The organism is Granulicoccus phenolivorans DSM 17626 = NBRC 107789 = JCM 15570 (assembly GCF_000423085.1).
Classification (GTDB): Bacteria; Actinomycetota; Actinomycetes; order Propionibacteriales; family Propionibacteriaceae; genus Granulicoccus; species Granulicoccus phenolivorans.
Map to the genome: position 1 here is coordinate 1 of NZ_AUHH01000042.1, position 23,684 is coordinate 23,684.

20 protein-coding genes and 1 tRNA gene are annotated in these 23,684 nt (G+C 70.0%); 6 read left to right on the forward strand and 15 right to left on the reverse strand.

Translation table 11 applies throughout. The features are described from left to right. Window positions 1–203: 203 nt before the first annotated feature. Entirely contained in the window at window positions 204–848 is a 645-nt protein-coding gene (locus G531_RS0115070) for an SDR family oxidoreductase (RefSeq protein WP_035759240.1), read from the reverse strand. Between the two features lie 67 nt (window positions 849–915). On the opposite strand from G531_RS0115070, the gene G531_RS0115075 reads away from it, so the two are divergent. Further along, on the forward strand, window positions 916–1,998 hold the full coding sequence (locus G531_RS0115075) for an acyltransferase family protein (protein ID WP_026927875.1): 1,083 nt from the start codon (window positions 916–918) through the stop codon (window positions 1,996–1,998). Here the strand turns inward: G531_RS0115075 and G531_RS0115080 are convergent. From G531_RS0115080 to dacB, 5 genes are all read right to left on the reverse strand, one after another. Next, window positions 1,970–2,782, reverse strand: a complete 813-nt coding sequence (locus G531_RS0115080; RefSeq protein WP_026927876.1) for a DUF1206 domain-containing protein — start codon at window positions 2,780–2,782, stop codon at window positions 1,970–1,972. The two genes, G531_RS0115075 and G531_RS0115080, sit on opposite strands and share 29 nt — an antisense overlap. 30 nt (window positions 2,783–2,812) lie before the next feature. Further along, the gene (hpt, locus tag G531_RS0115085; RefSeq protein WP_026927877.1) at window positions 2,813–3,364 is read right to left on the reverse strand and encodes a hypoxanthine phosphoribosyltransferase; all 552 of its coding nucleotides are present in this window, start codon (window positions 3,362–3,364) and stop codon (window positions 2,813–2,815) included. Between the two features lie 5 nt (window positions 3,365–3,369). Further along, the gene (gene tilS, locus G531_RS0115090; protein WP_026927878.1) at window positions 3,370–4,308 is read right to left on the reverse strand and encodes a tRNA lysidine(34) synthetase TilS; all 939 of its coding nucleotides are present in this window, start codon (window positions 4,306–4,308) and stop codon (window positions 3,370–3,372) included. Next, on the reverse strand, window positions 4,298–5,275 hold the full coding sequence (locus tag G531_RS0115095; protein WP_026927879.1) for a zinc-dependent metalloprotease: 978 nt from the start codon (window positions 5,273–5,275) through the stop codon (window positions 4,298–4,300). Before G531_RS0115095 ends, tilS begins: the two co-directional genes overlap by 11 nt. A 94-nt stretch (window positions 5,276–5,369) precedes the next feature. Beyond that, on the reverse strand, window positions 5,370–6,791 hold the full coding sequence (dacB, locus tag G531_RS23070; RefSeq protein WP_051215569.1) for a D-alanyl-D-alanine carboxypeptidase/D-alanyl-D-alanine endopeptidase: 1,422 nt from the start codon (window positions 6,789–6,791) through the stop codon (window positions 5,370–5,372). A gap of 99 nt (window positions 6,792–6,890) precedes the next feature. Here dacB and G531_RS0115105 point away from each other — a divergent pair, with 99 nt between their 5' ends. The 4 genes from G531_RS0115105 to G531_RS0115120 all read left to right on the forward strand — a co-directional run bounded on the left by G531_RS0115105 (window position 6,891) and on the right by G531_RS0115120 (window position 9,850). Next, entirely contained in the window at window positions 6,891–7,460 is a 570-nt protein-coding gene (locus G531_RS0115105; RefSeq protein ID WP_026927880.1) for an inorganic diphosphatase, read from the forward strand. Window positions 7,461–7,558: 98 nt separating this feature from the next. Next, window positions 7,559–8,599, forward strand: a complete 1,041-nt coding sequence (locus G531_RS0115110) for a TRM11 family SAM-dependent methyltransferase (protein WP_145978590.1) — start codon at window positions 7,559–7,561, stop codon at window positions 8,597–8,599. 59 nt (window positions 8,600–8,658) lie between these two features. Further along, window positions 8,659–9,153, forward strand: coding sequence for a SixA phosphatase family protein (locus G531_RS0115115; RefSeq protein ID WP_026927882.1), 495 nt, complete (start codon window positions 8,659–8,661; stop codon window positions 9,151–9,153). Between the two features lie 58 nt (window positions 9,154–9,211). Next, window positions 9,212–9,850 carry a nucleoside/nucleotide kinase family protein gene (locus tag G531_RS0115120; RefSeq protein ID WP_026927883.1) on the forward strand — a complete coding sequence of 213 codons (639 nt, stop codon included), beginning with the start codon at window positions 9,212–9,214 and terminating at the stop codon, window positions 9,848–9,850. Between the two features lie 10 nt (window positions 9,851–9,860). Here the strand turns inward: G531_RS0115120 and G531_RS0115125 are convergent. Continuing rightward, window positions 9,861–9,936 (reverse strand) — tRNA-Thr (locus tag G531_RS0115125). 469 nt (window positions 9,937–10,405) lie between these two features. Between G531_RS0115125 and G531_RS0115130 the strand changes: the two genes are divergently transcribed. After that, window positions 10,406–11,719 carry a phenylacetate--CoA ligase family protein gene (locus G531_RS0115130; RefSeq protein ID WP_026927884.1) on the forward strand — a complete coding sequence of 438 codons (1,314 nt, stop codon included), beginning with the start codon at window positions 10,406–10,408 and terminating at the stop codon, window positions 11,717–11,719. An 18-nt stretch (window positions 11,720–11,737) separates the two neighbouring features. Here G531_RS0115130 and G531_RS23075 read toward each other — a convergent pair whose 3' ends face one another. The 8 genes from G531_RS23075 to G531_RS0115170 all read right to left on the reverse strand — a co-directional run bounded on the left by G531_RS23075 (window position 11,738) and on the right by G531_RS0115170 (window position 23,491). Further along, complete coding sequence (locus tag G531_RS23075) at window positions 11,738–12,643, reverse strand: PSP1 domain-containing protein (RefSeq protein ID WP_051215571.1); 906 nt, start codon at window positions 12,641–12,643, stop codon at window positions 11,738–11,740. Window positions 12,644–12,764: 121 nt separating this feature from the next. After that, complete coding sequence (locus G531_RS23080) at window positions 12,765–13,655, reverse strand: DoxX family protein (protein WP_051215572.1); 891 nt, start codon at window positions 13,653–13,655, stop codon at window positions 12,765–12,767. 111 nt (window positions 13,656–13,766) lie between these two features. Beyond that, complete coding sequence (locus G531_RS0115145) at window positions 13,767–14,945, reverse strand: DNA polymerase III subunit delta' (protein ID WP_026927885.1); 1,179 nt, start codon at window positions 14,943–14,945, stop codon at window positions 13,767–13,769. Beyond that, the gene (gene tmk, locus G531_RS23085; RefSeq protein ID WP_081684169.1) at window positions 14,942–15,640 is read right to left on the reverse strand and encodes a dTMP kinase; all 699 of its coding nucleotides are present in this window, start codon (window positions 15,638–15,640) and stop codon (window positions 14,942–14,944) included. Before tmk ends, G531_RS0115145 begins: the two co-directional genes overlap by 4 nt. After that, window positions 15,640–17,115, reverse strand: coding sequence for a hypothetical protein (locus G531_RS0115155; protein ID WP_145978589.1), 1,476 nt, complete (start codon window positions 17,113–17,115; stop codon window positions 15,640–15,642). Before G531_RS0115155 ends, tmk begins: the two co-directional genes overlap by 1 nt. Next, window positions 17,112–20,000 (reverse strand): type I DNA topoisomerase, encoded by a 2,889-nt coding sequence (gene topA, locus G531_RS0115160; RefSeq protein ID WP_035759241.1) that lies wholly within the window; start codon window positions 19,998–20,000, stop codon window positions 17,112–17,114. Before topA ends, G531_RS0115155 begins: the two co-directional genes overlap by 4 nt. A 120-nt stretch (window positions 20,001–20,120) precedes the next feature. Further along, the gene (locus G531_RS0115165; RefSeq protein WP_051215573.1) at window positions 20,121–21,614 is read right to left on the reverse strand and encodes a DUF7059 domain-containing protein; all 1,494 of its coding nucleotides are present in this window, start codon (window positions 21,612–21,614) and stop codon (window positions 20,121–20,123) included. Next, window positions 21,611–23,491, reverse strand: a complete 1,881-nt coding sequence (locus tag G531_RS0115170; RefSeq protein WP_026927889.1) for an AMP-binding protein — start codon at window positions 23,489–23,491, stop codon at window positions 21,611–21,613. The genes G531_RS0115165 and G531_RS0115170 overlap by 4 nt, the downstream gene beginning before the upstream one ends. Window positions 23,492–23,684: the final 193 nt, after the last annotated feature.

Sequence of the window (23,684 nt, forward strand, 5' to 3'; positions counted from 1 at the left end):
CACCCCAGACTCAGGCACGGGCCTGGGAGGATCGTGCTATTCGCGGGCCGAGGTGCCGTGCGGCGGGCCGGCGTACCTCCCGCGGGCCCTGCAGGGCCCGCACACCCGAACGCGACCCGCGCACCCACAACTCGGCCCGCGAACCACGAGCTCAACCCGCGAACCGCAGGATCAGCCCGCGAACTCTCCCCTACAGGCCGGTGTCACCCAGCGAGGGCATCGGCGATCGGGGTGTCCCCGGTGTTGAAGGCGATGAACCGACCGATGGTGTCGTCGCGGTGGATGGCCTGGGCCGCCACCTCGGCGACGTCGGCGCGCGGTACCCGGCCGGAGGTGAGGTCCTCGCCGGTCTCGATCCGGCCGGTGCCCGGATCGAGGGTCAGTCCGCTCGGCCCCAGAATCGTCCATTTCAGCCCGGACGCCTTCAGGTGCTGGTCCGCGGCCGCCTTCGCCTCGGCGTACGGGAAGAAGGAGCTCTCCGGATCCACTCCGTGATCGGGACCGGCGCCGAGATAGGAGACCATCAGGTAGCGCCCGACCCCGGCCTGCTCGGCGGCATCCATCGACCGGATCGCCGCATCGCGGTCCACCGCGTAGGTGCGCTGCGGATTCCCGCCGCCGGCCCCGGCCGACCAGATCACCGCATCCTGACCCCGCATCAGCGTGGCCAGCGCCTCGGTGTCCAGGGTCTCGATGTCGGCCACCACGGGGGTGGCACCGGCGGCCGCCACCTCGTCGGCGTGCGCGGGATTGCGGATGATCCCGGTCACCCCATCGCCCATCCGCCGCAGTCGGGGCGCCAATTCGAGCGCCACCTTGCCATGTGCTCCGATCACCAGAATCTTCATGCCCTCCACCGTATCGCCCGGAAGCGATTCGGCACCGGCGCCCACCGGCGCCCCCTAGGCTGAGCGGGTGCATCCGACCATCGGCGAGGCCCTGTCGCCTCGGCCCCGATCCGCCGCAGCGGACGGCCCGCGTACCGGCAACGCGTTGAACTTCGTCCGGCTGCTGCTGGCGGCGACCGTGCTGGTCTCCCACTCGTTCATCACCGCCCCCGATCCGGACCCGACCGGCGGCCGGCTGGAGGCCGCCGGCGACCTCGCGGTCAACGGCTTCTTCGTGATCAGCGGGTACCTCATCGCCGGGTCGCGGTTGCGCACCAGCTTCGGCGGCTACCTGTGGCGCCGGGTGCTGCGCATCTTTCCGGCGTTCTGGGTGGTGCTGATCCTGGTCGCCTTCGTCTTCTCCCCGCTGTACGCCCGGATCGCCGGAGAGCACTGGGTGCCCGAATCCGCACTGGGCTTCGTGACCCAGAACGCCGCCCTGGCTCTGGCCCACCCCGCGATCGCACACACCCTGGTCTCGGCCCCCTACAGCATGGACTGGAACATCCCGCTGTGGACGTTGAGCTACGAGTTCACCGCCTACCTGCTGCTCGGGATCGTGATGCTGATTCCGTTCGTACGCCGGCACCTGCGCGCCGTGTTCACCGCGGGCCTGATCGCCCTGGTGCTGGCGCAACCGATCGCCTACCGGGTGTTGGGGACCTGGGAGCACCGGCTGCTGACGCTGCACGCGCTGCGACTGTTCAGTTTCTTCGCCGCCGGGGTGGTGGCGTACTGCTTCCGGGACCGGATCCGGCTCTACCCCACCCTGGGTGTCGCCGCCGGCCTGCTCACCGTCGGCCTGCATCTGCTCAACCGGCCGAACTGGTACCACCTGCCCCTGACCTACTTCCTGCTGTGGCTGGGGGCGAGCCTGCCGATCCGGCTGGGCACCCGCAACGACATCTCCTACGGGATCTACATCTACGCCTTCCCGATGCAGCGCTTCGTCCACCTGTGGCTGGGCCCGGCCGGGGGCTGGATCGGGCAGAGCCTGCTGGCGTTCGCGATGACCGTGCCCTGGGCGTACGCCTCCTGGCGACTGGTCGAGGCGCCGGCCCTGCGGCTGGTCCGGCTGCGGCTCAGACCCGCGCGTACCGTGCGCGAATGAAGCAGTACACCGCGTAACAGGCGAATCCGGCGGCCAGCACGAGCACCAGCACCTGACCCCAGGGCGCGGCCAGGATCGCCCGGAAGGCACCATCCATGCCCCGCGCGTCCTCCGAGCGACCGGTGATCGCGGCGTTCCCGATCAGGAACCCGGCCACCAGCAGGGCGATCCCCCGCGCGAGGTAGCCGATCGTGCCGATCGCGATCGCCGCGCGACCCGGGTGCTGCACCAACTGCTTGGTGAAGCGGCGGGTGAGGCCGGTCCAGATGTGCTGGACGCCGATCCCGGCCAGCACCGCGCCGGCGATCAGAATCAGCACGAACCCGAACGGCACCGACAGGATGGTCGAGGTGGTCTGTTGGGTCTGCTCGGCCGAGCGCGAATCCCGGTTCACCAGGACGCCGACCGCCGGCACGATGAGAGCGACGGCGCCAGCGGCGTTGCCCAGGTGACTGAGCCGGTCCTTGAGCCCATCGGCGCGAATGGCCTTGGTCAGGTGCAGCACCGCCAGCAGGGCGAGCCCGGCCACCATCAGCAGCATCAGCACCAACCCGACCGGGTTTCCGACCAGCGCCGCGAACGCACCGGCCTGATCGGCGTCCTGCCCAGTACCGAGCCCGAGAGCCAGGCTGACCGCGATCCAGGCGATCAGCAGATGGATCAGACCGCTGGCCACATAGCCGGCCCGGGCTCCCCAGGTGACCACCTTCGAGTCACCGGCCTCCTCGGCGACCTCGCTGACCCCGGCCTTGGTCCGCTCGACCTGCCGCTCCAGATCCCCCATGGGTCCTCCCCGGCCCGCGTGGTGCTCGGCTCAGCTGTAGACGTGCGGTGCGAGCAGCCCGATGTCGGCCAGGTTGCGGTACCGCCCGGCGTAGTCCAGGCCGTAGCCGACGACGAACTCATTGGGGATGTCGAAGCCGACCCACTTGACGTCCACCGCGTTCTCGGCCGCCTCGGGCTTGCGCAGCAGGGTCATGATCTCCAGGCTCGCCGGCTCCCGGGAACGCAGGTTGGACACCAGGTAGGACAGCGTGAGACCGGTATCGATGATGTCCTCCACGACCAGCACGTGCCGGCCATGGATGTCGGTATTGAGGTCCTTCAGGATCCGCACCACCCCCGAGGACTGGGTGCCCGAGCCGTAGGAGGAGATGGCCATCCAGTCCATCTCGCAGTGCACCTTCATCGCGCGCAGCAGGTCGGCCACCACCATCACCGCGCCGTTGAGCACTCCGATGATGAGCAGGTCCTTGCCCGCGTACTCCTCATCGATTTCGGCGGCGATCTCGGCAATGCGCTGGGCGACCTGTTCCTTGGTGAACAGAACGCGGGTCAGATCCTGGCTGATGTCGGCTGCATCCACGGGGTTCAGTCTGGCAGAACGAGCAACCGATTCCCAGCACGCCCAACCTTCAGTCCGGGCAGCTCGATCCGGGCCTGGCCGTGCCAGTTGTCGACCAGGTCAGCGACGGCCCGGACGTGGCCGAAGGTCGGCTCCACCGCCCCGTTGGCGACCAGCCACTGACGCAGTTGGCGATAACGGATCGCCGGTTCGGGCGAGAGGCGGTTGAGCGACAGTTCGTGACCCAGATCCGACAGGTGGGCCCGGGAATCCAGGTAATCGGCATCGGTACGCAGCATGGTCGCGGTGCGGGCCAGCGCCTCGGCGATCCCCGGACCGAGTTGCTCCTCCAGCATCGGCAGCACCGTGCGACGGACCCGGACCCGGGCGAAGGTGGGGTCCTCGTTGTGCGGGTCGTTCCAGTACTTCACGCCGAGCTCGGCACAGGCCGCCTTGGTCACCGCCCGGCGTACGCCGAGGAAGGGCCGCACCAGGCGCCCCCGGCGGACCGGCATCCCCGACAGCGACCGGGCCCCCGACCCGCGGGCCAGCCCGAGCAGGACGGTCTCGGCCTGGTCGTCGAGGGTCTGCCCGAGCAGGACATCGGCGTGCACGGTGGCCGCAATCGCCTCCAGCGCGGCATGGCGGGCGTTGCGCGCCGCGGCTTCGGGCCCCTCCCCGGTGTCGACGACCTCGACGGGCACGACATCGGCGTCCAGGCCGACCTTGCGCGCGCGCTCGGCGGCCTTGGTGGCCACGTCCCCGGACCCCTTCTGCAGACCGTGGTCGATGACCACGGCGCGGGCGCCCTGGCCGCGGCGTTTGGCGACCACGGCGACCGCGCCGGCCAGCGCGAGCGAGTCCGGTCCGCCCGAACAGCCCACCAGCAACTGGTCGGACCCGACTGCCGCGTCCACCGCGGCGACCAGTTCGAGCATCGCCGGTCCCAGAGCCTTACGTGCCATCGGTGTCTCCCATTCTGCTGAGCCAGATCTCGGGGGCGGAGATCTCGGCGGTGGTGGGCAGGGTGCGCGGTGAGCCCCAGACCCGGTTGAAGCCCGCCAGACCGACCCGATCGATCACGGTGGCACAGAATCGGGCACCGTCGCGATACTGGGCCAGCTTCAGATCCAGGCCCAGCGCGCGGCGGATCACCGCATCCGGGCCGGTCGCCTCGCGCCGAGCGTTGAACCGGGCACGGATGGTCGCGACCGACGGAATCACCGTCGGCCCGACGCGGTCCATCATGACGTCGGCATGCCCCTCCAGCAGCGACATCAGCGCGGTCACCTCCCCCATCAGCTCCCGGACCTCGCCGCTCGGCAGCAGATCGAGCAGCGTCCGCTCCGATCGGGGCAGCTGGCGCAGGATCTGACCCAGGCCGATCTCCTCGATCTGGTCGGAGAAGCCCAGCAGGCGTTGCACCAGGCCCCGGAAGTACGCCACCAGCCACGGGTGGGCCCCGAACTGGGCGCGATGGGTGGCCTCGTGCAGGGTGACCCAGAGCCGGAAGTCGGCCGGGTTCAGCGCCAGCCGCTGCTCGATCAGCGCGATGTTGGGGGCCAGCAGCAACAACTGGCCGCCCCCGGTGAACGGGTCGTACTGCCCCAGCACCCGGGTGGACAGCCAGGCGACCAGGCTGCCGGCCTCCACGGCGTTGACGCCGACGTTGTCCTCCCCGATGTCGGCGAACAGCTCGGCCAACCAGTCCAGGGTGTACGCACCCCAGGTGGTCCGGTCGATCACCCGGATCGCGGTCGGTTCGACCGGGCCGAAGCCGGTCACCTCCGCCACCAGAGGCTCGGCGCGCAGCGCACAGGCGAGGACGTCCTCGACCACCGCGCTCGCCCCGGCCGCATCGATCGGGGGCCCGGGACGGGTCAGCCGGGCGGCGGTCCGCTTGGCCCGGCCCCAGTTCACCCCGTCAGCCACGGTACGCCCGGGCTGCGGTCGGTCGGGGTGGCTGGGCGCGATCTGGGGGCACGAGCATGTCCCCCAGTCTTGCACCCGGCTCTGACACACCGGCTCAACCCCGGCAGCCACAGGTGGCCAGCGCGGTGGCGGCACGGTCCAGCCAGACCCGGGTACGGTACTCGTCCTGTTCCCCGTTCACGATGAAGGCGAACACCACCATCGAGCCGTCGCGGGTGGGCACCAGCCCGGCCAGGGAGTGCACATTGGTCAGCGTCCCGGTCTTGCCGCGGACCAGCCCACGACCGGCCTGGCTGCCGTCCTCGACGAACCGGTTCAGCAGGGTCCCCTCGGCCCGGGCCACCGACATGCCGGTGATCAGCGGACGCAGCTTCTCGTGCTCGGGCTGGGAGGCCGCGAGGATGGCGCGGGTCAACGTGTTGGGGCTGGTCAGGTTCTCCCGGGACAGTCCGGAGCCGTCGACCACCTTCATCCCGTCGGTCCAGACCCCGAGCTGCTGCAGCGTCTCCCGGGTGGCGGTCTGGGCGTCGGCGATCGATCCGCTGCGACCGCCGCTGCGACCGATCTGGCGGAACAACACCTCCGCCCCGTCGTTGTCGGAGTGCACCAGGACCTGCTCGACGATGTCGGACAGCGTCCGCGAGTGGTGGGTGGCGATCTCGGTGGCCGATGCGGGTGCCTGCTGGGCGGTCACGCCGTTCACCGTGATGCCCTGCCCGCGCAGCGCCTCGGCGTACACGTCGGCGGCCTTGCGGGACGGGTCGGCCTCGCGTACGCCGACACTGTCCACGCTCGGGGTCACCAGGCCCTTGTCGATCCACAGCGAACTGGTCGGGGTCACCATGTTGGTGTAGGTGCCGCGCCAGTCGGGGTTCCAGCCGGTGCCGGTGAACAACGAGGTGTCGTAGCCGAGTTGCACCTGGGTCACCCCGCGCTGCTTCAGGGCCGCCGCGGCCTGCTGGCCGTGCTGGGTCAGTTCGTCGCGGGTCAGGAACGGGTCGCCGCCGCCGACCAGCCACAGCTGGTTGCCCGCCAGCACCGAGCGGGTGTCGAAGGTGTGTTCGGGTCCGTACAGTTGCAGCGCCGCCACGGTGGTGAGCACCTTCTGGGTCGAGGCCGGGGTTCCCGAGCCGGAGCCGTTGGCGTCGAACAGGACCCGGCCGTCGGCGGCGTCCAGGACCTCACCGAACAGCTGCCCGCCGGGCAGGTCAGCGGTCCGCAGGCTCTGGGTGACCTGCTCCGCGTTGAGCCCGCTCGCCCGGGTGGCCGTGGCCAGCACCGGGTCGCCGGGAGCCACCGGGAGCGCGGCGGGGTCCGGCGGCTGGTCGAAGGTGCCCGGAGCAATGGTCGGGGAACCCCCATCGATCCACAGGCCGGTGGCATACAGCGCCCGCTCCCCGAGGAAGCGGAATCCGCCGGTCACCGCGCCGAGCACGACCACGAGCACCACCGCGCCAACGATCATCCAACGCACGGTCGGCCGGGCCCGGGACGTCTTGTCTGCCCGCTCGACCATGCGACTCTCCATTCTTCGCGCTAACCTCGATCCAACCGCTCCCACGCTGTGCTCCGGGAGTGTGAGTCGTGAACATGTCAACCATAGGGAGAGTCACCGGTGACTGAAGAATTCTCCGCGCCCGCCGGCCACGAGGCAAGCACGCCGCCGAAGGGCATCCACTTCGACGTGACCGTGGAGATCCCGCGGGGCACCAAGAACAAGTATGAGCTTGATCACGCCACCGGCCGGATCCGGCTGGACCGGACGCTGTTCACCTCGACCCAGTACCCGAACGACTACGGCTTCATCGAGGGCACCCTGGGCCAGGACGGCGACCCGCTGGATGCGCTGGTACTGATCCCGGAGTCCACCTTCCCCGGCTGCCTGATCGAGTGCCGCGCCATCGGCATGTTCCGGATGACCGACGAGGCCGGCGGCGATGACAAGGTGCTGTGCGTCCCCACCGACGACCATCGCCGCGACCACCTGCAGGATCTGGACGACGTCCCGACCCACACGATCCTGGAGATCGAGCACTTCTTCACCGTCTACAAGGACCTCGAGCCGGGCAAGTCGGTCGAAGGTGCGGTCTGGGTCGGTCGCGAGGAGGCCGAGGCGGAGATCCACGCGTCCTTCGAACGCGCCAAGGGCACCAGCTACGAGCACAAGCACGTGAACCTGTACTGAGCCACCGCCCAGCAGGTCCCCGACGGGCCGGACACCACCCGGTGTCCGGCCCGTCGGCGTTGTGGTGCGCCGGCCACGCGATGCGCGAGACTGTGCCCATGCGGTATCTGATGCTGATTGCCCCCGCCAGCAATCGGGCGTACGCCCAGGGGGCCGATCGGCTCGCGGCCGCGGAGTTGGCGATCTGCACCCACGCGCGGACCGAGGTCGAGGTGACCGAACTGGCCGGGGTGGGCTATCTGCGGTTCGCGACCGAAGAGCCGCTGAGTGCGGCCCAGTTGCTGATCGTGGCGCGCCAGTCGACCTTCCTGGCGCTGTTCGAACTGACCGCCGAGGACCTGCTGCGGCCGGTGCCGGTGCCCGCGGCGACCCTGTTCGACGACGATCTGCTGACCATTCCGAAGTATCCGGGCAAGACCAATGAGCAGTTCACCCGGCTGCTGGTGAACATCACCCTGGCCGCGGTCCAACGGCCGGCCGCGGACACACCGTGGACGGTGCTGGATCCGCTGGCCGGGCGCGGCACGACCGCCGCGGTGGCGCTCACCCTGGGCCTGAACGCCGCCGGCGTCGAGGGGGATCAGAAGTCGGTCGAGGCGATGAGTGCGTTCTGGAAGACCTGGTTGCGCCGCAAACGACTGAAGCATTCCGCGGACATGTCCCCGGTACGCCGTGACGGCAAGAGCCTGGGGCGGCGCTTCGACGCCACGGTCCAACCGCCGGACGCCCCCGAGCGGCCCCGACTCGAACTCACCGTCTTCACCGGGGACACCCGGCAGTCGGCGAAGCTGTTCGGCAAGCGGCGGTTCGAAGCGATCGTGACCGATGCCCCCTACGGGGTGGTGCACGGGGCGAGCACCGATGTCCGCGGGGTCTCCGGGAAGCGTGATCGTTCCCCGGCCGGGCTGCTGCGCGAGGCGATTCCGGTGTGGGCGAGTCAGCTCAAGCCCGGGGGCGCGCTGGGGATCAGTTGGAACACCCACGGACTCACCCGCGAAGAGCTGGCCGAGATGATGGCCGGGGCCGGGCTGGAGGCGCTGCAGGACGGGCCGTGGCTGCGCTTCGGGCACCGGGTCGACTCCTCGATCCAGCGCGATGTCCTGGTTGCCCGGCGTCCGATCGACCAGAACGAGCAGTAACTCGCGGCAAGGCTGCGCGGTTGAGCCCGCCGACAGTGCGGTTTGGATAGGCTCGAGACATGCCCCAGGCACGACTTCTCCTGCTCATGCGCCATGCCGAAGCCGCCGACTTCGCCCCCGGCCTCGATGATTCCGATCGTCCGTTGACCCGGCGGGGCCAGGACCAGGCGCGTGCGGTGGGTGCGGCGCTGGCCGAGCACGGCGTACGGATCGATCAGGTGCTGTGCTCCAGTGCCGCCCGGACCCGGCAGACCCTCGATCTGCTCGGCGTGCAGGCGCCGGTCACCTTTACCTCCGAGCTCTACAACGCGGGCTCCCAGGCGATCCGGGAAGAGATCGGGCTGCTGGCGGATTCGGTGTCGGTGGCGCTGGTGCTGGGGCACGCGCCGGGGATTCCGACCCTGGCGCACGACCTGTCCGATGAGCGCAGCGATCCCGAGTTGCGGGAGCGGATCGCGCGGGGATACCCGACCTCGACGCTGGTGGCGATCGAGTTGGACGGAAACTGGAACGAGTTGCGCAGCGGGAAACTGATCTGGGCCGCGCAGGGCTGAGGCGCGGCTCGCCCGGGTCCGTCCCGAGCCCCGCGGCAGCGCAGTAAGATGTCCGGGCATGGATGCAGTTGTGTCGCAGGCCGCCAGTCTCTTGCGCGGCGCCCTCGCCGAGGATCGCCGTCAGGTACTCGGGCTGGTCGGACCACCCGGATGTGGCAAGTCGACCCTGGCGGAGAAGCTGCGCCGGGACCTCGATGAGCTCTATCCCGGCCGGGTTGCGGTGATCGGGCAGGACGCCTTCCACCTGGCGCAGGCAGTGTTGGCCCGGCATGATCTGGATCACCTGAAGGGCGCCCCGGAGACCTTCGACGCGCGTGGCTTCGTCTCGTTGCTGCAGCGGGTGCACACCGAGGCGGCCTATCGGCTGTACGCCCCGGTGTTCCATCGCCAACTGGAGGAATCGATCGCGGCCCAGGCCGAGATCGGGCCCGCGGTCCGGCTGGTCATCGTCGAGGGCAACTATCTGCTGCTGGATGTGCCGCCGTGGCAGAAGATCCGCGATCTGTGCACCGAGGTCTGGTACCTCGATCTCCCCGATGATGTCCGGCAGCGCCGGTTGATCGGGCGCCGGGTCGAGCACGGGATGCCCGAGGCCGAAGCGACCCGACGGACCCTGGGCCCCGACGAGCAGAACGCCGAACTGGTGGCCACCACCCGGGCGTACGCCGATCGGGTGCTGATCCGCCCGGACGACTGAGGTGGGCGGGTGGAGCCACCTACCGGGATCGAACCGGTGACCTACGCTTTACGAGAGCGTCGCTCTACCTACTGAGCTAAGGTGGCACGCCGAGCAGCGTCGGCCCGCCGAGTATACCCAGACATGCCGCGCCCGGAGCAAACGCGCGCGTTGTCTCATCCACAATGCCCGCGCGGGGTGCGTGCGTGGCTCAGTTCACGGTGCCCGCCGGCAGTGCGCCCGGTCGGTTCGGGGCGATCGGGCTTCGGTCCGGTCAGACAGCGTCACCGTTGGGCGGGCAGCTTCGGTGCGCCGTGACGCTGGGTTTCCGATGGTGACGTTGGGTGGGTGTGGTGACGTTGGGTGGGTGTGGTGACGCTCGATCCCGTCCGGTGACTTGCTGAGAGTCCGACCGGAGACTTGCTGAGAGTCGGGGTGATCCTCTTCGCGGGCCGGCGGCGCGGGACTAGCATCGAAACGCACCGGCCCGGCGTACGGTGTGCACCTGCTCGGCTCCGGGGACGGCTGACCGTTCCCGCACCGGACCGGAACGCCGGTCTTCCGGAGGAGTCTCCCATGATCGGTTCCCAGATCCGCCGCCGCGCGGCCCAGGTCATCGCCCCGGGGATCGCCCGGGTCGCCGAGGAGGTCGTGGCTGCGCTCAACGCGGACTCCACAACCGCCGCACCGGCCGCGCTCGACCGGATCTGTGCCGAGGCGACGGCGCAGGTGCCCTTCTATCAGCGGCTGGGTGCCGAGGACTTCTCCGGGATGCCGGTGGTCAACAAGGCCATGATGCAGGAGCGTCCGGAGGACTTCCGGTCCACCGCGGTGGACCCCAAGAAGCTCTCCTCCACCACCACCTCGGGGTCGACCGGTACGCCGTTCCGGGCCTGGTTCGACCCGGTGAAGGTGACCCGGCACCGCGGCCAGCTGGCCGGTTCCTACCAATACCTGGGGGTCGATCCGTTCGGCTGGTTCGTCCACTCCCGGGCCTGGAGCCATGTGTCGCCCGCGCTGCGGATGCGGTACGCCCTCAAGGGCCAGTATCTGTACGCCGGCGAGCGCGACCCGGCGACCGTCGCGGCGGTGGCGCAGTGGATGACCCGGCACCCCGGGGTGACCCTGATGGGGTACTCCTCCTACATCGAGGATCTGCTGCACGGTCTGGAGGCGGGCGGTTTCACCTTCCCCGCCGGCACGGTGGGCACCGTGATGGGTGGGTCCGAGCCGTCGACGAGCTATCTGGCCACCGGATCGCAGCGGCTGTTCGGGGTCACTCCGCACATGCGCTACGCCAACATGGAACTGGGCGTGATGGCGGTGACCGGCCCGGACCTCACCGCGTACCGGATCGACACCAGTTCCTTCCATGTCGAGGTCCTCGAGGAGGACTCCGACACCCCGGCGGCCCCCGGCCGGGTCGGCCGCGTCGTGGTGACCGACCTGTTCAACACCGCGATGCCGTTCATCCGCTATGACACCGGCGACCTGGCCCGGTTCGCGGTCAACGACTCCGGACAGCCGGTGCCCAACGTGCTCACCGAACTCAGCGGCCGGCGCTTCGACATCCTGGTCGCCGGTACGCCGCAGGCACCCCGGCGGGCCAGCGCCCTGCTGCTGCCCGATGACCAGATTCTCGAGGCAGGCCCGATCCGGCAGTTCCAGCTGCGGCAGACCGGCGTCGGGCGGTTCACCTGGCTGCTCAACGCCGAGCCGGCCGACGGGATGGAGCCCGTCCTGCGCGGCATTCTGGACGACGTGGTCGGCGACATCGTGGAATGCCGCTTCGTCTACACCGAAGAAATTCCGATGATGAACTCGGGCAAGCGCAAGCTGTTCGTCAATGAGATGGCCGACATCGAGACGGTGCTGGCGACCGCCGACTGACCGCTCCCGGACCGCGCCTCAGAAGTTGTCGGCCCGGTTGCGCCGGTGCCGGGCCTTCTTGCGCGGCGGCGCATCGCTGCGCTGTTCGTACGCCGCCCGCGCCGCACACGCGTCGGCCCGTGCACACTCGGTCACCTCGCCGGTGGCGCTCAGGCGCAGCACCACCGCATCGGCGGGGACGCTGTGCCCGATCACGGTGGCGGTCCCCTCGTCGGTGAGGACCTTCGCGCCCTTGGCCGGGGCCTCCCGGACGAACTCCTCGTACAGCGGATGTTCGTACTTCAGGCAACACATCAGCCGGCCGCAGGCGCCCTGGACCCGCATCGGGTTCGGCGGCAGATCCTGGTCCTTGGCCAGCCGCATCGAGATCGGTTCGAAGGACTTGGCGAAGGTGGCGCAGCACAGGTCCCGGCCGCAGGACCCGATGCCGCCGGTGATCTGGGCCGCCTCGCGCGAGCCGATCTGCCGCAGGTCCACCCGGGCCCGGACCGCCCGGGCCAGTTCGCCGACCAGGGCGCGGAAGTCGACCCGGCCGGGTGCGGTGAAGTAGACGACGGCGAGCCGTTCGTTCTTCCGGGTGGCCCCCTCGGGATGGTCGATCCAGTCCACCCCGACGACCTTCATCGGCAGCTTCTGCTGGCGGATCAGCCGGTTGGCGGTCACCCGGAGCTGGTCGCGCTGGTGTCGGTTCGCCGCATCGCGGGCCAGGTCGGCGGCCTCGGCGCGGCCGGCGCACCGGGGCAGGTCGCCGAAGCCGTCCCCGGATTCGGCCTCCTCCGGCGCCCACACGCACCAGGCGACCTCGGCGCCGCCCTCCAGGGTGGGCACCAGTACCCGCTCCCCCACCCGGTAGTCCCCGTCGCCGGGGTCGATGTAGTGCAGTCGTCCGTGGCGTTCGAACGCCACTGCCATCACCCGAGCCATTCACTCACCCTAGCGCTCCCGATGCCGCCGGTCGGTTGCCGACCGACATCCCCGGACCGGACGCACCGCGGCCCGCCCCGGAAATCCGGGACGGGCCGCGTGTGGTTCGGGTGCCGCCGGCTCACTTGCTGGCGGCGCGGCGGCGACGCATCGCCCCGTCCACGCCCCAGGCGCCGCCGCCCAGGCAGAGCAGCAGCAGGCCGCAGCCGGCCAGGACCAGTTCGAATTCGCCGGTCAGCGCGTACCCGTGGAAGGGGTTGCCGAGCCAGTGGATGAAGACCAGCGACATGATCGCGATCGCGGCCAGACCCAGTCCGGCGACGCGGGTGAACACCCCGAAGATCAGCGTGATCGCGATCGCGATCTCCGCACCGGCCAGCACGTACGCCACCGGTTCGGCCGGCAGATAGTCGGTGATCGCGGTGGTGTTCAGCATCTGCACGGTGTCGCTGTACTGGATCAGATGCGCCAGGCCGTGCAGCCCCATCACCGCAGCCAGGATGATCCGGAACAGGAACAGCCCCAGCGAGGCGTACCACTTGTCGGTGGTCCGGGTCGCGACCACGACCGGGGCCGGCGTCGGCCGCTGATCGGTCAGCTGCTCGGGCTGGCGGCGCCGATTGCCCAGCGCCTTGTCGCGTTCGGCACGACGGCGATCCCGCTCGGCGAGCCGTTCGGCGTCCGGGTCCTGTTTGGCCTGGTCGGGATCGGACTTGCGGGCCGACGGCAGCGGGCGGGTCTCGTCCTCGGGCACCTCATCGCGGTAGAGGTACTTCCAGCCCTTGCGTTTGCTGTCGGTGACCGGCTGCTGATCGGCGGTGTCCTCCTCCGCCCCGCCGGCGGCGGTGACCTCGGCGGCGTCCATCAGGGTGGTGGCCTCGGGGTCGTCGCGATCGGTGGTGCGCGGACGTTTGCCGGCCGGGTCGGCGGTGGCCGACGACTTGGCGTCCACCTCGTCGGAGACCATCTCGTCGGTGGTTCCGTCGGCGTGGTTCCGGAAGATGGTGCTCACGGATCCTCCAAAAGATAGCTGCAGGGAAAGGCTAGACCGATCGTTACAGTCAGCCCCTCACTTATCTGGGATCGACACGCGCCACACTCGCCACAGCAGGCTCAGGAGGGGTCAGCGGCCCCGGAATGGTCCGCCGAGGGTCAGCATGAGGGCCTCCATGGCCAGCAGCGGGTTGACCGCGCCCTCGATGTCGGTGCGGCACTGCAGGATGGCGTCGATGCAGGCCAGCGTCTTCTCCGGGGTAGTCCGCCGCGCCAGGGCCGTGATCGTCTCGGCCGCCTCGGCGTTGATCAGCGGCACCTCCGCCGCGATCTGGGCACTGAGCACATCCCGGTAGAAGCCGGTCAGCTCGGTCAGGGCGAAGTCGAGCTGGTCGCGCACCATCCGGGTGGCGCGCTTCTTCTGCTCCTCCTCCAGTTCCTTGAGCGCCTTCTGGGCGGCGGCCAATTGTTTGGGCTTCACGCCGGTGGTGCCGACCCCCAGGGCGGTCTCCAGGGCCGCCCGCTCCCGGGCGTCGAGTTCGGCGGTCTGCCGGGCAGCTTCCTCCTTGCCGGACTCCACCAGGTGCTCGGCGGCATTCAGGCAGGAGCCGATGTCGCGCAGCCGGCCCGGGATCTGCAACACCGCGTGCCGCCGGTTGCGGGCCGCCTCGTTGCGGGCGAGAGCGCGGGCCCGGCCGATGTGCCCCTGCGCCGCCCGGGCCGCGAAGGCCGCGGTCGACGGGTCGATCCCGTCGCGCCGGATCAGCAGTTCGGCGACCGCGGCGTCCGGGGGCGTACGCAGGCTGAGCTTGCGGCAGCGGGATCGGATGGTGACCAGAACGTCGTCCGGCGTCGGGGCGCAGAGCAACCAGACCGTACGCGCCGGCGGTTCCTCGATCGCCTTGAGCAGCGCATCGGCGGCCGGGTCGGTCAGCCGGTCGGCGTCCTCGATCACGATGATCTGATAGCGCCCGACACCGGGGCGCAGCGACGCGGTCTGGATCAGCTCCCGGACCTCGTCGACGCCGATGCTGAGACGTTCGGTCTGCAGCAGGGTGACATCGGGGTGCGCGCCGGACAGCGTACTGCGACAGTGCTGACAGGTGCCGTCGCCGTGATTGGGGCATTGCAGCGCGGCCGCGAAGGCCCGGGCGGCATTGGAGCGCCCCGACCCCGGGGGCCCGGTGATCAGCCAGGCATGACTCATCGCGTGCCGGCCCTCGATCACCGCGCGTTGCAGGGTCGCCACGGCCCGGGGCTGCCCGACCAGGTCGGCCCACACGCCCGGCGCGGCGGTCTCGGTGGTCATGGCTCCATCCTGCCCGGGCGTGCTGACAGATCCGACCACTCCGCCTGCCGGCGCCGCGCAGCCAGGTTGTCCAGCAGCGGGCGGACCCGGGCGCGGACGGCCTCCTCGATCCGGTCGCGGCTGTCCCGGGCGGGCAGCACCAGGTAATGGTCGGGATCGGCGGCGGCCAGATCCAGGAAGGCCTGCCGGACCGCCCGGTGGAACTCCAGCGATTCCGCCTCGAGCCGGTCCTTGCCCGCCTTCTGCGACACCGCATCCTCCGGACGCACATCGAGCAGCACGGTCAGATCCGGGCGCAGGCCGTCGGTGGCCCACTCGTTGAGCTGGACCAGGTCGCCGTGCCCGAGCGTACGCCCGACCCCCTGATAGGCCAGGGAGGAATCGACGTAGCGATCACTGATCACGATCCGGCCCGCGTCGAGGGCGGGGAGCAGCACCTCCGCGACATGCTGGGCCCGGTCGGCGGCGTACAGCAGGGCCTCGGCCCGCGGGGCCAGCCGGTCGTGGGCCGGGTCGAGCAGGATCCGCCGGATGTGGCTGCCGATCGGGCTCCCGCCGGGCTCCCGGGTGCACACCACCTGTTCCCGGCAGTCGGTCTCCAGCCAGCGGGCCAACCGTTGGGTCTGGGTGGTTTTCCCGGCCCCGTCACCCCCCTCGAACACCAGGAAAAGGCCGGCTGCCGCCTCGGCGCGCATCAGTCACCCCAGTCCAGTTCCTTGACCCACTCGGGCCAGTTCGCCAGGAATTCGGTGCGCGCCTCGAGTTGGCCGACCAGTTGCTGTTCGTAGTCGCGCCCGGCGGCGAACGCGTCCTCCGGGCTCAGCCCGCTGATCGCGGCCAGCGCGGCCTCCCGCTCCACCAGCAGACACTCGCCGAGGGCGGCGTACACCCGCTCGGCGCGCTTGCTCAGCCGCTGCCCCGCCTTGGTCTGCGGCAGGATCGAGCAGACGTCGACCAGATGCGCCGACCGGTCCCGGGCGGTTCGCCAGTCCGCGTCGGAGGAAGTATGGGTGAGCCGCCCGGCGCTGTCCTTCAGCTCCTTCAGCGCCATTTTGGCCAGGGTCCGCATCCCGCGCCCGGTCGGGTCGAGGCTGTGCGAGCCCAGCCGGGGTGCGCGGGTCGCGGTGACCAGATCATCCAGCAGGTGCCAGTACGCGTCGGAGTCGAGTTGGCGGACCGCGTCGGCTACCGGGACGTCGGTGAGCCAGCGCAGCCCCGGGATCAGCGAACTCACCCAGTTCGCGTCCAAATAGCCGCTCATCCCGCGCAGTTCGCTGCGCAGCGCGGCCAACTGGCGCAGAATCCCCTCAGGACCGTCCTCGCCGATCCGGTAGGACAGGTCGGCCAGGGTGAGCTTGCGCAACCGCGCCGCCAGCAGCGCCGACACATAGGTTTCCAGGGGCGAATCCGGGTCCCACGACGGCGGCTTGGGCAGATCGGTCGCTCCGATCGCCGGTGGGCCCAGGCGCTGCGCCAGGGTCGGGAAGCTCGGCACCCGTGCCCCGCCGACGGCCAGCAACTGCTCGGTCAGCCAGGTCAGCGCCTCGTAGCTGAGCGCCACCGAGGAGGTGAGGGTCACCTCCCGATAGCGGTTGGTGGTCATCCCGCCCCGGCGTACGTGCACGGCATCGCTGCGTACCCAGGCAATCGGCTGTTGTTGCGGGTTGCGCAGCTCGTACTCGGTGCGGTGGCAGGTCAGCGTCGCGGTCGGCCCGATCGCGGCCCCGCGCCGGAAGGGGCGGATCACCGCCTCGAGCTCGGGGGGTGTCTCGGCGCCGGCCAGCGGGGCCACCTTCTCCACCGGCAGTTGCGGAGCCCAGTCCGGGGCAGCCAGGTAGACCTCGTTGCGGCCGTCGGTGTTGCGGATCGCGAGCACGATGCCGGCACGCAGCAGTCGGTCGTCGCTGGCGTCGAGCACGTTGACGTTCATCGTGTACGATCCGCCCGCCCCGGCTCGCAGGGTCAAGGTGGTCAGCCCCAACTCCGGATTGGCCAACTGTGCCGAGGCGGAGGAGTACGGCATCTCGAACCGCCGAACCGGGTGCAGCACGGCGCGACGCGACCGGTTGCCCTTCGCCATTTCGTCCCTGTCCTGTAGTTGTCGGTCCTGCTCTTCGTCGTGCTCGTCCGGTGCCGGGTCGGTTCCGGATTCGTCCTGCGGTGTGCTCACTGTGCCGGCGACTCACTGGGCGCAGCGGCGGCCTTCGCCGCGGTTCGCGGCACCGTCGTGGACTTCTTGGCCGCCGTGGTCTTCTTGGCCGCCGTGGTCTTCTTGGCGGCCGTGGTCTTCTTGGCCGCCGTGGCGGTGGTCTTCTTCGCGGGCGCCTTCTTGGCCGTCGTCTTCTTCGCGGGCGCCTTCTTGGCCGTGGCCTTCTTCGCCGGCGCCTTCTTGGCCGCGGCCTTCTTCGCCGGTCCCTTGGCCCGTTTCTCGGCCAACAGCTCCGCGCCTCGCTCGGGGGTGATCTCCTCGACCGAGTCGTCGCGACGCAGGGTCGCGTTGGTCTCCCCGTCGGTCACGTAGGGGCCGAAGCGGCCGTCCTTGACCACCATCGGCCGCCCGCTGGTCGGATCGGCGCCCAGCTCCTTCAGCGGTGGCTTCGCCGCGGCCCGACCCCGCTGTTTGGGCTGGGCGTACAACTCCTCGGCCTCGGCCATGGTGATCGAGAAGATCTGATCCTCACTGGCCAGCGACCGGGAGTCGGTGCCCTTCTTCAGGTAGGGACCGTAGCGCCCGGTCTGCGCGGTGATCTCGGTGCCGTCCTCGGTCGTGCCGACCACCCGGGGCAGGCTCAGCAGCGCCTGCGCCTGTTCCAGGGTGATGGTGTCGATCGCCATCGACTTGAACAGCGAGGCGGTGCGCGGTTTGGCCGACTTGGGCGCGTCCTCCGGCAGGACCTCGGTCACATAGGGTCCGAAGCGCCCGTTGCGCGCGACCAGGGGCAGGCCGGTATCGGGATCGACGCCGAGTTCGCGCTCCTCCCCCATCGGCTTGGCCAGCAGTTCCCGGGCCTTCTCCAGGGTCAACTCGTCCGGCGGCAGATCGTCGGGCACATTCGCCCGCTTCTCGGTGGCCGCCTCCTCGACATAGGTGCCGTAGCGGCCCACCCGCACCGCGATGCCGGAGTCCTCGGCGTCCAGGTCGCCGGGCCGCTCCACCCCGATCGGGAAGGTCGAGAGCTTGCGGGCATCGATGTCGCCCAACTCGGTGACCAGTTCGTGCAGGCCGGGTTCGCCCCCGTCATGGTCGCCGAACCAGAACTCCTTGAGCACGTTCAGCCGGTTCATGTCGCCCTTGGCGACCTCGTCGAGGTCGTCCTCCATCGCGGCGGTGAACTTGTAGTCGACCAGGTGGGGGAAGTTCTCCTCCAGCAGCCGGGTGACCGCGAAAGCCAACCAGGTCGGGACCAGCGCGGACCCCTTCTTGAACACGTAGTCCCGGGAGGTGATGGTGCGGATGATCGACGCGTAGGTCGACGGGCGGCCGATCTCCAGTTCCTCGAGCTTGGCGACCAGGGTCGGTTCGGTGTAACGCGCCGGCGGCCGGGTCTCGTGGCCGGAGGCGGTCACCTCCTCCGGGCGCAGTTCCTGCCCCTGGGTCAGTTGCGGCAGGCGTGCCTGGGTCTCCTCGGCGTCCCCTTCGGTCACCCCGGCCTGGTAGGCCTTGAGGAAGCCGGGGAACGTGATCGTACGGCCGGAGGCGACGAACTCACAGGCCTCGGCGGTCTCCGGGAAGGCCGGACCGATCGCGGCCCGGGTGAACGGCTGGGCGGCCCGGGCCTCGATCCGCACCGTCATCGTCTCGCCCTTGGCATCGGCCATCTGCGAGGCGAGGGTGCGCTTCCAGATCAGTTCGTAGAGCCGGAAGCGGTCCCCGGTCAGCCCGGTCTGCGCCGGGGTCGCGAAAGCCTCACCGGCCGGCCGGATCGCTTCGTGGGCCTCCTGGGCGTTCTTCACCTTGGAGTTGTAGATCCGCGGGCTCGGCGGGAGGAAGGAGTTGCCGTAGAGCTGGGCGATCTGGGAGCGCGCCGCCTGGATCGCCTGCGAGGACAGGGTCACCGAGTCGGTACGCATGTAGGTGATGAAGCCGCCCTCGTAGAGCTCCTGGGCCACCGACATCGTCCGCTGCGAGGTGAACCCCAACTGCCGCCCGGCGTCCTGCTGCAGGGTGGTGGTGCGGAACGGGGCGTACGGGCGACGGGTGTAGGGCTTGGCCTCCACCGAGGTGACCCGGAACTTCGCATCCTCCAGGGCGGCAACCAGGCCGGTGGCCGTGGTCTCGTCGAGGTGCACCAGCTTCTGGTCGGTCAGTTTTCCCGACGCGTCGAAGTCGCGGCCCTGGGCGATCTTCTGCTCCCCGATGCCGACCAGCCGCGCGGGGAACTGGGGCGGTTCGGCCTCGGCCCCGGCATCGAGCACGGCGTCCAGGTCCCAGTAGGAGGCGACCTTGAACGCGATCCGCTCCCGCTCGCGGTCGACCACCAGGCGGGTCGCGACCGACTGCACCCGGCCCGCGGACAGGCCCGGCTTCATCTTGCGCCACAGCACCGGGGAGACCTCGAAGCCGTAGAGCCGGTCCAGGATTCGCCGGGTCTCCTGGGCATCGACCAGGTCGGTATCGAGTTCGCGCGGGTTCGCCACGGCCTGCTGGATCGCCTGCGGGGTGATCTCGTGGAAGACCATCCGCTTCGCCGGCACCTTCGGCTTCAGTTCCTGCAGCAGGTGCCAGGCGATCGCCTCCCCCTCGCGGTCACCGTCGGTGGCGAGCAGGAGTTCGTCGGATTCGGCCAGGGCGTTGCGCAGTTCGCGCATCGTCGACTTCTTGTCAGCCGGAACGACGTAGATCGGCTCGAAATCGTTGTTGACATTGACCCCGGTGCGCGCCCACTTCTCACCCTTGTATTTGGCGGGTACGTCGGAGGCACTGGTGGGCAGATCGCGGATGTGACCACGGCTCGACTCGACGATGTAGTCGTCGCCGAGATAGCTGCCGATCTTGGTCGCTTTGGTGGGCGACTCGACAATCACCAGAGTGCGAGGGGAAGCCTTCGATGCCAACAGATGTCCTTAATGCCAGGTCGGGTCAGCTTAGCCCGACAGGTTCCGGCTCCGTGCAGCCTACTGGCCCACGGAATACCGCGCCGTCGCTCCGGGGGTTGCCCGGACGCACGACGGACTTCAGTGCACCAGCAGTGAGTCGGCGATCAGCGTACGCAGGACCGGTTCGAGGTCGGCACGCAGGGCTCCCGGATCGAGGTCGAGGAGTCCGGCGACCGCATCGCTGAGCTCGCCCAGGGTGAGGTCGCCGTCGCAGGCGCCGACCACGCCGGCGGCCGCGGTGTCCAGTTCGGCGGCCCGGCAGAATCCGCGCCGGTCGCGCAGCACGACATGGTTGGGATCGGCCGCTCCGGGCTCGCCCAGGGTCTCCTGGACCACCCCCTCGGCCACCAGCCAGCGGGTGTCCCACAGGGGCAGTTCCCGCAGATCCGCCACCGCCTGCCGCTGGTCGGCGAAGGCCGGCCCGACCGGCTGCTGGACCGCGTACGCCCACTGCTCCACCCGCAGGTCGGGGACGGTGGCGCCGCTGCGGTGCACGGTGAACCAGCCCATCCCGACCGATTCGATCCCGAGGCGCTCGAAGTAGTCGAGCCATTCGTGGTAGTGCCCCAGATAGTCGGGATGGCCCAGCAGTCCGGCATCGGCGAGCCAGATCTCGATGTACTCGTAGGGGTCCAGGCGCTCGCGCTCCATCACCAGGGCGTCGCACCCGACCGGCACCCACGACCGCAGCCGCTCGACCCACCCGTGCGGATCCAGGATCGCCCAGTTCCCCAGCACCTGCAGGGTGCCGCCGGGACTGAGTCGGTCGGCGCAGCCCCGGACGATCGCCTCGACCAGGCCGTCGCCGGAATGGTCGCCCTCGCGGTAGGTCAACCGCTGCCCGTCGGCGCGGGGCGGGGCCATCACGTACGGGGGGTTGGTGACGATCAGGTCGAATTGTTCATCGGCGACCGGCTCGTACAGGCTGCCCAGTCGCTGGTCCACCGTGGTCCCCGACAGCGCGAAGGTCCAGGCCGCGAGCGCATTGGCCCGCGGGTTCAGGTCGGTGGCCACCACCCGATCGGCGTGCCGGGCCAGGTGCAGGCTCTGCACCCCGCAGCCGGCGCCGAGATCCAGCGCGGCGGCGACCGGTCGGCGCATGGTGATCTGGGCCAGCTGGGTCGAGGCCGGGGAGATCCCCAGCACGTAGTCGGGGCGCATCAGCGGGGGTGTGGAGTCCAGGCCGGGGCTGAGGTCGGCCACCACGTAGCCGTCGGTCGGGCCGCCGGGATCGTCGGAGCCGTAGGGGCGGACATCGACCGCGGCGCTGATCCGGCCGTGCTCGGCGTGCAGCAGGCCCGTGGCGAGCAACGGCTCGACCAGGCCGGGGAGGGCGTCGGCCGCCTCGGCGGCCGAGACGGAGTGCTGCAGCAGCCACAGCGTGATCAGGGTCGCCTGGGGGTCGCGGGCCCCGGCCAGGGCTCTGGTCGCGGCGACCGTGGAATTGCGCCCCAGCGCGGCCTGCCCGGCCGGCGTGATGCGCTCCAACACCGCGTCGACGGTGTACTCGACCGCCTGCAGGCGCTCCCGCAGGGGCGGGGCCAGGACCGGGACCGGGTCGGCGGCGGTCATGGCCGCAGCACCCCGCGCAGCGCCTCGATCACGGCCGGATCCTCGATCGTGGACGGGATGACCGCATCCTTGCCGTCGGCGATCTCGCGCATGGTCTTGCGCAGGATCTTGCCCGAGCGCGTCTTCGGCAGGGCCTGCACCACGTCGATCTGCTTGAGCGCGGCCACCGCGCCGATCTGGTCACGGACCAGCTGGACGAGTTCGGCGCTGATGTCGGCGGCCTCCCCGGAGGCGCCGTCGCGCAGCACCACGAACCCGCGCGGCAACTGACCCTTGAGCTGATCGGCCACGCCGATCACCGCGCATTCGGCCACCATCGGATGGGTCGCCAGGACGGCCTCCATCTCGCCGGTCGACAGGCGATGCCCGGCCACGTTGATCACATCGTCGGTGCGACCCATCACGAAGACGTAGCCGTCCTCGTCGAGGAAGCCGCCGTCCCCGGTGGTGTAGTAGCCGGGGTAGGCCCGCAGGTAGCCGTTGACATAGCGTTCCGGATCGCCCCACACCCCGGCCAGGGTGCCCGGCGGCATCGGCAGCCGGATCGCGAGCGCGCCCTCGACATTCGGCCCGAGCCGCTCTCCGGCCGGATCGAGCGCGACCACGTCGAAGCCGGGCACCGCGACCGTCGGGGACCCGGGCTTGATCGGCATCGGTTCCATGCCGCGCAGGTTGGAGGCGATCGGATAACCGGTTTCGGTCTGCCACCAGTTGTCGATCACCGGGAGACCGGTCTGTTCGGTGGTCCAGTAGAAGGTGTCGGGATCGAGTCGCTCGCCGGCCAGGAAGACGGTCTGCAGGCTGGACAGGTCGGACTGCCGCAGAAATTCACCCTCGGGGTCGGCCTTGCGGATGGCGCGCATCGCCGTGGGCGCGGTGAACAGGGCCTTCGCGCCGTGCTCCTCGATCACCCGCCAGAAGGCGCCGGCATCCGGCGTCCCGACCGGCTTGCCCTCGTAGACGATGGTGGTGGCGCCCGCCAGCAGCGGCCCATAGACGATGAAGGAGTGGCCGACCACCCAGCCGACATCGGAGGCGGTGAACATCACCTCACCTGGCCCCACGTCGTAGATCTCATCCATGGCATAGCACAGGCCCACCGCGTAGCTCTGGTCCCGCACGATCCCCTTGGGCTTCCCGGTGGTGCCGGAGGTATAGAGGATGTACAGCGGATCGGTCGAGTCGACCTCCACGGGCACCGCCGGCTCGAACACCCCGGGCCGCATCAGCATGCGGTAGTCCAGGTCGCGGCCCTCGATCAGCTCCGCGGTTTCCTGGGGGCGCTGAATGATGATGCAGCTGTCCGGCTTGTGGGTGGCCATGTCGATCGCCCGATCCAGCAGCGGCTTGTAGGGCAGGACGCGGTTGCCCTCCAGGCCGCAGGAGGCGGAGATGATCACCTTCGGGGTGGCGTCGTCGATGCGTACGCTCAACTCGTGGGCGGCGAAGCCACCGAACACGACCGAGTGGATGGCCCCGATCCGGGCACAGGCCAGCATCGCGATCACCGCCTCGGCGATCATCGGCAGATAGATCACCACCCGATCGCCCTTGCCGACCCCGAGGCCCTGCAGCGCGCCGCCGAGCCGGGCGACGTGATCGAGGAGTTCGGCGTACGAATAGGTGCGCATCTCCCCAGTGATCGCGGAATGATGGATCAGCGCGGCCTGCTCCCCGCGGCCGGCGATCACATGGCGATCCAGGGCGTTGTAGGCGGTGTTGATCCGGCCGTCGGGATACCACCGATAGATCGGCGCCGCGGTGGCGTCGAGGATCCGCTGCGGACGCCGGAACCAGGCGACGCGGTCGGCCTGGGCTCCCCAGTAGCCCTCCGGATCGTTGAGGGCCTGCTCGAATTGCTCGGCGTAGGTAGCCATCACACCGCTCCTTTGCGTCAATGCTGTCCGCATGAATCCTGTGCGTTCACTGTCACGGGGTTCAGCTCCCCGTGCAGCAATGATGCTATTCCACCCCTCCGACAGATTTTTGCGTTCCGGGCACGAACGCAGCGCCGGCGGACGTGATCTGCGCCGCACGACGGTCGGAGCGATTTTTTGTCGGTACGCCGTG